6 protein-coding genes and 1 tRNA gene are annotated in these 6,949 nt (G+C 52.7%); 3 read left to right on the forward strand and 4 right to left on the reverse strand.

The features are described 5' to 3' along the window. Positions 1-36: 36 nt before the first annotated feature. Both ROJ03_RS12200 and ROJ03_RS12205 read right to left on the reverse strand, forming a co-directional pair. Entirely contained in the window at positions 37-1,143 is a 1,107-nt protein-coding gene (locus tag ROJ03_RS12200) for a BMP family ABC transporter substrate-binding protein (RefSeq protein ID WP_313727343.1), read from the reverse strand. Between the two features lie 156 nt (positions 1,144-1,299). Continuing rightward, positions 1,300-2,112, reverse strand: a complete 813-nt coding sequence (locus ROJ03_RS12205) for a Cof-type HAD-IIB family hydrolase (RefSeq protein WP_313727344.1) — start codon at positions 2,110-2,112, stop codon at positions 1,300-1,302. A gap of 145 nt (positions 2,113-2,257) precedes the next feature. Between ROJ03_RS12205 and ROJ03_RS12210 the strand changes: the two genes are divergently transcribed. Further along, positions 2,258-3,181 (forward strand): HNH endonuclease signature motif containing protein, encoded by a 924-nt coding sequence (locus tag ROJ03_RS12210; protein ID WP_313727345.1) that lies wholly within the window; start codon positions 2,258-2,260, stop codon positions 3,179-3,181. 5 nt (positions 3,182-3,186) lie between these two features. Here ROJ03_RS12210 and ROJ03_RS12215 read toward each other — a convergent pair whose 3' ends face one another. Further along, positions 3,187-4,281: a hypothetical protein gene (locus ROJ03_RS12215; protein ID WP_313727346.1), complete on the reverse strand. Its 1,095-nt coding sequence runs from the start codon at positions 4,279-4,281 to the stop codon at positions 3,187-3,189. Between the two features lie 171 nt (positions 4,282-4,452). Between ROJ03_RS12215 and ROJ03_RS12220 the strand changes: the two genes are divergently transcribed. After that, positions 4,453-4,833 carry a YbaN family protein gene (locus ROJ03_RS12220; RefSeq protein WP_313727347.1) on the forward strand — a complete coding sequence of 127 codons (381 nt, stop codon included), beginning with the start codon at positions 4,453-4,455 and terminating at the stop codon, positions 4,831-4,833. 195 nt (positions 4,834-5,028) lie between these two features. On the opposite strand, the gene ROJ03_RS12225 is transcribed toward ROJ03_RS12220, so the two are convergent. Next, positions 5,029-5,101 (reverse strand) — tRNA-Pro (locus ROJ03_RS12225). A 256-nt stretch (positions 5,102-5,357) separates the two neighbouring features. Here ROJ03_RS12225 and ROJ03_RS12230 point away from each other — a divergent pair. Beyond that, positions 5,358-6,935, forward strand: a complete 1,578-nt coding sequence (locus ROJ03_RS12230) for a peptidylprolyl isomerase (RefSeq protein WP_313727348.1) — start codon at positions 5,358-5,360, stop codon at positions 6,933-6,935. The last annotated feature ends 14 nt before the right edge of the window (positions 6,936-6,949 follow it).

Below are 6,949 nucleotides of genomic sequence, written 5' to 3' on the forward strand. Positions count from 1 at the left end.
AGAGCCGGCAGAAAACTGCCGGCCACACGAAAAGGATCAGTCATCAAGAGCGGCAAGACCCTTAGGGGCAGCACCATGAGCAAGTGCTTCCTTGTATGTCTTGTAGAGCTTGATCTTTCCAGCGATGACATCTGCCTTGGCAGCCTCAACCAGCTTTACCACAGAGGCGGCAAGCTCGGGGTTGGCCTGGGAGTAGCCGACACCGTCGTCCACCATACCCATCTGGACCACTCCACCCTTGAAGTTCTTTGCCTCAGCTTCCTTGAGGACCTTCAGGGAAGAGTTCTCAACCCGCTTGAGCATCGAGGTAAGGACAGCACTCTTGGTATCGGTATAGAGGCCATCGGCAAACTGGTCGCTATCTACGCCAATTGCCCATATGTTCTTGCCCTGCATCCTATACTCCTTGGCCTGTGCGATGGTTCCGTTGCCAGTTCCACCAGCGGCACTGAAGATGCAGTAGACACCGGAATCGTACCAGTTCTTGGCCTGGGCCTTTGCCAACTCAGGCTTGCCCCAGTCATTCGCATAGTAGTCAACGATGGAGGCATTGGGAAATACAGAGAGGATTCCCTGCACATAGCCCATCTCAAACTTGGTGATGGTGCTTCCGGGTACTCCGCCGATGAATCCGAACTTGGGATTGGCTATGCCGTCGGCCTTGGCCTGAAGGGCAGCAACCAGTCCTACCAGGTAGGAACCCTCTTCTTCAGAGTAGATGAACTCCTGAACGTTCGGCTGGCCTACCCAGTCGACGTCAACTATGACAAACTGCTGGTCAGGATACTGAGGTGCAACTTCGCTGAGGGCATCTGCCCAGGTAAAGCCGGTAACCATGATGAGGTCATACCCCTCATCGGCAGCCTGGCGGAGGTTCGGGATATACATATCCTGGGTCTGAGCCGTCACCACATCGTAGAGTTTTCCACGATTGGTAGCTTTCTCCACCGTATCGCCATAGAATGCAACAATACCCTTCCAGGCAGCTGCGTTAAAGGACTTGCCATCGATGCCAGTAGCATCGGTAAGCAACCGAATGGTCGGCTTCCCGCTCGCCTTGGCCGCAGCTGGCTCTTTTGACCCTTGTGCAAACATCGTTGTTGCCACAAGCAACACCATCAGAAAAACTAACACTTTTTTCATGTATTCCTCCTTACTAATAGGTCACATGATAGGTAACTGGTATTGTACCACAGGATTTGGCATTTGAAAGGCAGTTCTACAGCAATTGTGACAAGAGTGGGCGACGACCCATCAAGGCTGTTCCAAGAATTACCAATCTGTTGACACCAAAGAGTATCAGAGTCCGAGGATGTGTTTTTCGATGGCCAAGGCAACCCCGTCCTCTTCATTGGAAGCCGTGACAACATGGGCGTGGGACTTCACTTCCAAAGAGGCATTTCCCATCGCGACAGCAAGGCCCGCTATCTGGAACATGGGAACGTCGTTGAGCCCATCGCCAACAACCATCAGGGCCTCCCTCCGCTTCCCAAGGATTGAAAGCAGTACATCCAAAGAATTTGCCTTCTGCACACCCTTTGCCGTTATTTCCATAAAGCAGGGTTCGCTGAAGGAGGCATCGGCACTATCGCCCAGAAGTGCCTGCAGTTCCTGTCGTGCAGGGCCAAGCAGGGAGGGCTCTCCAACGATCATGACCTTGGGTTGGGGCAAGGAGACCTCTGCAAACAGGTCAGCTACCCTCCTGATGGGGATGCTGTTGTTGTACGCTTCCTTATGGATGTAGGGGTCGTCGGGCATCTCCGTAATGACCCCCTCTTCATCATAGGCCAAGGCGGCAAGCCGGTGGGTCCTTGCATAGGAGAATACGGTCTCGATCGCCTCGAGCCCTACGGTGCGCTGCCAGACCACCTCGCCAGTCTCGCAGCTCAGCAAAAGAGCCCCATTATAGGCCAGGATATAGGCATTCCTGGAGAAGAGGCCCAGATCATGGGCCAAGGGGGCAATGCCCAACACAGGCCGGCCACTGGCAAGGATGATAGAGACACCCAGACCCAAGGCTGCCTCAATGGCCCTCCGGGATCGTGGGGTGATTTCCTTGCGGCTGTTTGTCAGGGTCCCGTCGAGGTCGAGGGCTAGCAGGGAATAGTTCATGAAGGCTCCTACATGCAAAATTGATGGCCATAGCTTACACGAAAGAGCAGAGGTGCAGAAGAGGGAAAAGGTGTAGAACAACCAGTACAATGCAAGGTGAAAGGATCTGGACTGCAGGCGAGAGTTGCCGTATCCTGGACAGGTGATGAACAGCCCTACCCCCTACACCCAGGCCTTGATCAACACCCTGGTCCTGGAAAGACGCTACACCTCTGAAGAGTTGGCCTACCTCATAGCGGTAGCCCCTGAGAGCATGTTGCGCAGAGGGGTCATTACCAAAGCCGGTGAAAACCTTTTGATTATCTTCATCACCTTGGAAAAGCGCTCCGACGCCACCCCCTACAAGGATCGTCTCGATGGCTCGGTCCTCCATTGGGAGGGCCAGATGAGGGGCAAGCATGCAGAGCGGTACATGAGCGAAGCCACCCATGAGGTGTTTGTCTTCATCCGTGAGCAACCCAGGACCCCCTACACCTACTACGGAAGGGCTATCCCCATCAGGTACCGGATACACGCAGCAGGAACACCCTCCCAGGTTGAGCTGAATCTGTATGAGTATGAAGAGAGGCTTGCAAGCCTAGGCTCCTATTCCAGGAATACCATGGCCAGTGACAATGAAGGGCCGTATGCCCTTGTCCAAACAGAGAAACGGCAATCGATTCTGGCACGGACAGCACAAGGCCTCTATCGGGAAAAGGCCCTGAAGCTCTGGAACTACGAGTGTGCAGTCACCCAGGTGCAGGAACCCAAGATACTCATAGCAAGCCACATCAAGCCATGGAGGGAGTCCTCGGACCAGGAACGGGTCGATGCCAGGAACTCTTTGATACTCTCGCCCACCTATGACAAGCTCTTCGACCTCGGATTCATCTCGTTCAAGCCTGAGAACGGAAAAATCCTGCTGTCATCCGCCATATCGTCAAGGGACTGGGAGAAGCTCAAGGTAGACGACTCAAAAGAGTTGAAGATGATCCCTGAGGGTACGGAGCACTACCTTGCCTACCACTTTACCCACATCTTTGGCTTTACCCCAGGGCGGATGATGGAAGAAGAGCTGCTGACCTTCTGAGGGACCTACCTGCAGCCAAGGCCCTTTGCAACGTTGACGATGAAGTCCTGCACATTGGTCACGATTCCTGTGGCGCTGAGACTTCCCCTGTCCTTGAGCTTGTTTACGGCAAACTCCGAGATATCAACACTGTAGATGAAGACCGGCCGCACCTTTGCATCGATGACCCTGAAGGAGGGTGTCATGTTCCCGCTTGCGATGGAGTGGAGCTGGGTTGCCAGGCAAATTACCGTCGTAGCCTTCCTGATGACCGACCGCATGGCATCCTGGGCCTGGTATACGTTTGCATAGACTTCCGGCAACGGTCCATCGTCACGGATGGATCCCCCCAGGACCAGGGCCTTCCTCTGCTTGAGCATCGCATAGACGATACCATCCTTGATGTGCTCCTGTTCGATGAAGGCCTCGATGGACCCACAAGACCGTACCATATTCAGAATATCCAGATGGTTGTAATGGCCGTTGGGAACGCTCTCCTGGGTGTAGATGTTCTGCCCTAGGGCGGTCTTGAAGAGTCCTGCCTCCAGGTCATGGGTGGCGAGGGCGTTCCCTGCAAGGATGCCATCGACATAGCCGTTTTCCACCAGGAGCTGCATGGCCTGCCTCGAATCATTGTCAAAGGCAACGGCAGGCCCCAGGACAAAGACAATGTTGCCATGCTCGCGTTCATAGCGCAACAGCTCATAGAGTTTGTCGTAATCCCGAGAGAAGGCTGTCTCCCGGGAACGCCCGGTCCTAAAGACAAACTTGTCATCAAGGCTCTCGCCATCGGTCCTGAAGCCGGTGGCGTGGACATAGATACCCTCTTCACCACGCTCGGTCCTGCCCATCACCACCCTGTCACCTCTTTTGATGCGACGGGCCTCAACCACCTGCAGTTCATCATGCCCATCAAGGGCAACCAGGCAGTCCATCCTGCTCTCCTGGGCAAGGACCCAACATCCGTTCACCTTGAAATACTCAGGAAACATGGAGGTACTGTGGAATCCTCTTGGGGCAACCCCATCCTTGTCAGCCTTCTGGAAGGATGCATCGGGGCTTTGTTCGAATAGTTCCTGGGTAAAATCCGGCTCATGGTAGGTTGGCAGGGTAAAGGACATAGGGTACTCCTCTCTTTGCTATCACTATCGGCTAGCTCATGACCAAAGGCAAGAGGAATTGGCAAATTGAAGATATTCGTTTCGCCTTGACAAGGAAAGCACATTCCTCATAGGATTGGATTTGTTAGTGTTAGACAACTATTATGCCGATACCACAGGAAAAGGAAGCACATGAAACTATTCTATCTGGTTGTAGGTTCGATCGGGGTAGCGTTGGGGGCGGTTGCTGCTGTAGTGCCCCTGGTACCCTCATTCCCCTTTCTGCTGCTTGCCTTCATCTGTTTTGGGAAAAGCTCGGAAAGGCTCGACACCTGGTTCAGGGACACCAAGCTCTACAAGGAGAACCTTGAAGGTTTCATAACGAAGCAGGGCATGAGCCGTGCAAGCAAGGTACGGGTGATGATAACCATTACCCTGGTCATGTCGATAGGATTCGTGATGATGAGCCAGATCCGCATAGGGCAGGTCATCCTTGGCATCGTGTGGGTCGCCCACATCTTCTACTTCATCTTTGGGATCAAGACAAAGGCGGAACCAAAGCCTGAAACGTAAGAAATACTACACTCCATGACCGTAGGGAGAAAGGGATGGTTCTCTCCTCTCCCGTAATGCACCATCCAAAACCCTGGAGACTGGAGGAGACCTCTCAAAGCTCACTTTCAAGATTTTTTCTGGGTTCCCTTTTCCTACGAACCGAAAAAAAACTCCACTTCCGTTATCCAGAGGTGGAGAGTCTTTTCTACATTGTCGGGCAGAGAGGATTCGAACCTCCGACCCCCTGGTCCCGAACCAGGTGCGCTAGCCCCTGCGCTACTACCCGTCTTCTTTTTGAGCCGAGACAAAATATAGCCGTTGCCCCCCTTATTGTCAATAAGAGACAAAATCTCTTCTTCCTCGCCTTTGCCCGGGTTTTCTGGACCACTTTCAGGAATTTTCCCCTATTCTGGGCAAAACACCCGCATCTGCACCCTCTTCTGCTTTTCCGTATCATTTCATTGACAGTGTCTAGCCTTAATGGTATTTTTCATAAGAATGTCCGCAAAAGCGGAAAATGTTTGGCAACAAAGAGGTTTATGATGTCTTCAGACGACAAAACAATTGAAAAGAAAGACGGAGAAGAGTCAAAAGGACTCGACTTCAAGAAAAGCAAGAAAAGCGGCAGCGACGGCATTGAACAGAAAGTCCTTGCAGCCAAGACCAAAAGCAAGATAACCCCGGGTTGGGTTTTCGGTATGATCATCCTATTGCTCATCGCTGTCTCCTTTGTTTTGGCCCCTGCCATCGAAGCCCTTGTCAGGCCCCAAAATGTCAATGGCATCGTCTTTGGCAAATATGGCAAGGAAGAGATCAAGTACACCAACGGAAACTTCTTCTATGACCAGGTCCAGAACTATGGCAGTCAGACAAAGACAAGCACAGACAACCCCACCCAGGCTCTCTACCAGATCTGGAAAAGTGCCTATGACAGCACCGTTCTCTTTACGGCAGTCAACCAACTTGCCAACAAGGCGGGCATCATAGCTGCAGACCCGGTGGTCAATCGTGCCATCATCAATAGCGGTGCCTACAACAAGGACGGAAAGTTCAACGTTGAGCTCTACCAGAAGGCCTCTGCCGAAAGCAAGGCATCTGTCGAGAAGTCAGTTCGCAGGTCGGTACCCTACCAGATCGTCCTCGACGACGTCAGCACTGCTCTCTCATCTTCAGCTGAGGCTGACTATGTAGCTGCAATGGCGTCAAAGGGTCGTACCTTCAGCTATGTCGACATCAATGCATCCCTCTATCCAGATGAGAAGGCAAGTGCCTATGCCCTCCAGAACAAGCAGTTGTTCTATAGCATGGACCTGAGCATCATCAGCGTAGAGAAAGAGGACGAGGCCAAGGCCCTTGCTGCCTCCATCGCAAGCGGTGAGAAGAAGTTTGAAGAGGTGGCAACCTCCTCCAGCAAAGACTCCTATGCTTCCAAGGAAGGCAAGGTCGGTACGGTCTACTATTTCGGCCTTACCCCTAACTTCAAGAATGCCGAGGATGCCACCAAGCTGCTGACCGCCAAGGCAGGGGATGTCATTGGGCCTCTTGAAGGACCTAGCGCATGGTCCATCTACCGTGTTGACTCAACCCCTGTTGAGGCTGACTATGCTGACCCTGCTCTCCTTACCTCAGTCAAAGGCTATCTCGCCTACAATGACAACGCTGTAGTGGATGAGTACCTGGCAACCATAGCAAACGACTTTGCCCAAAAGGCCAAGGGTGATTTTGCCCTTGCAGCAGAAGAGGCCGGCCTTAATGTGGTTACCGTTGCGAATACCCCCTACAACCTTGCCCAAAGCACCTACATGAACAACTTCGGCTATTCAGATCCTAGCGGTCTGTTGGGAACTGCAGCATCAGCCAAGGAAGTGGGAAAACAACTCTATACCGTTGAAGCCGGAACCGTCATGGACCCGATCAAGAGCAACGCTTCCTACCTTGTGGTCAAGGTCGACGAAGAGTCCACCGATGAAGGGATGGGTAGCTACATCAAGATGTTCTACAACTACCTCAGTGGCTCACAGAACCAGCAGGATTTCTCTCAGGCCCTCTACACCTCCGATCAGTTCCAGGACAATTTCCTGGGGACATTCTTCTCCACGATCCTTGGAGATAATGCATAACCAAAGACCTTGGA

The sequence above is a fragment of the Sphaerochaeta sp. PS genome (assembly GCF_032144095.1).
Lineage (GTDB): Bacteria > Spirochaetota > Spirochaetia > Sphaerochaetales > Sphaerochaetaceae > Sphaerochaeta.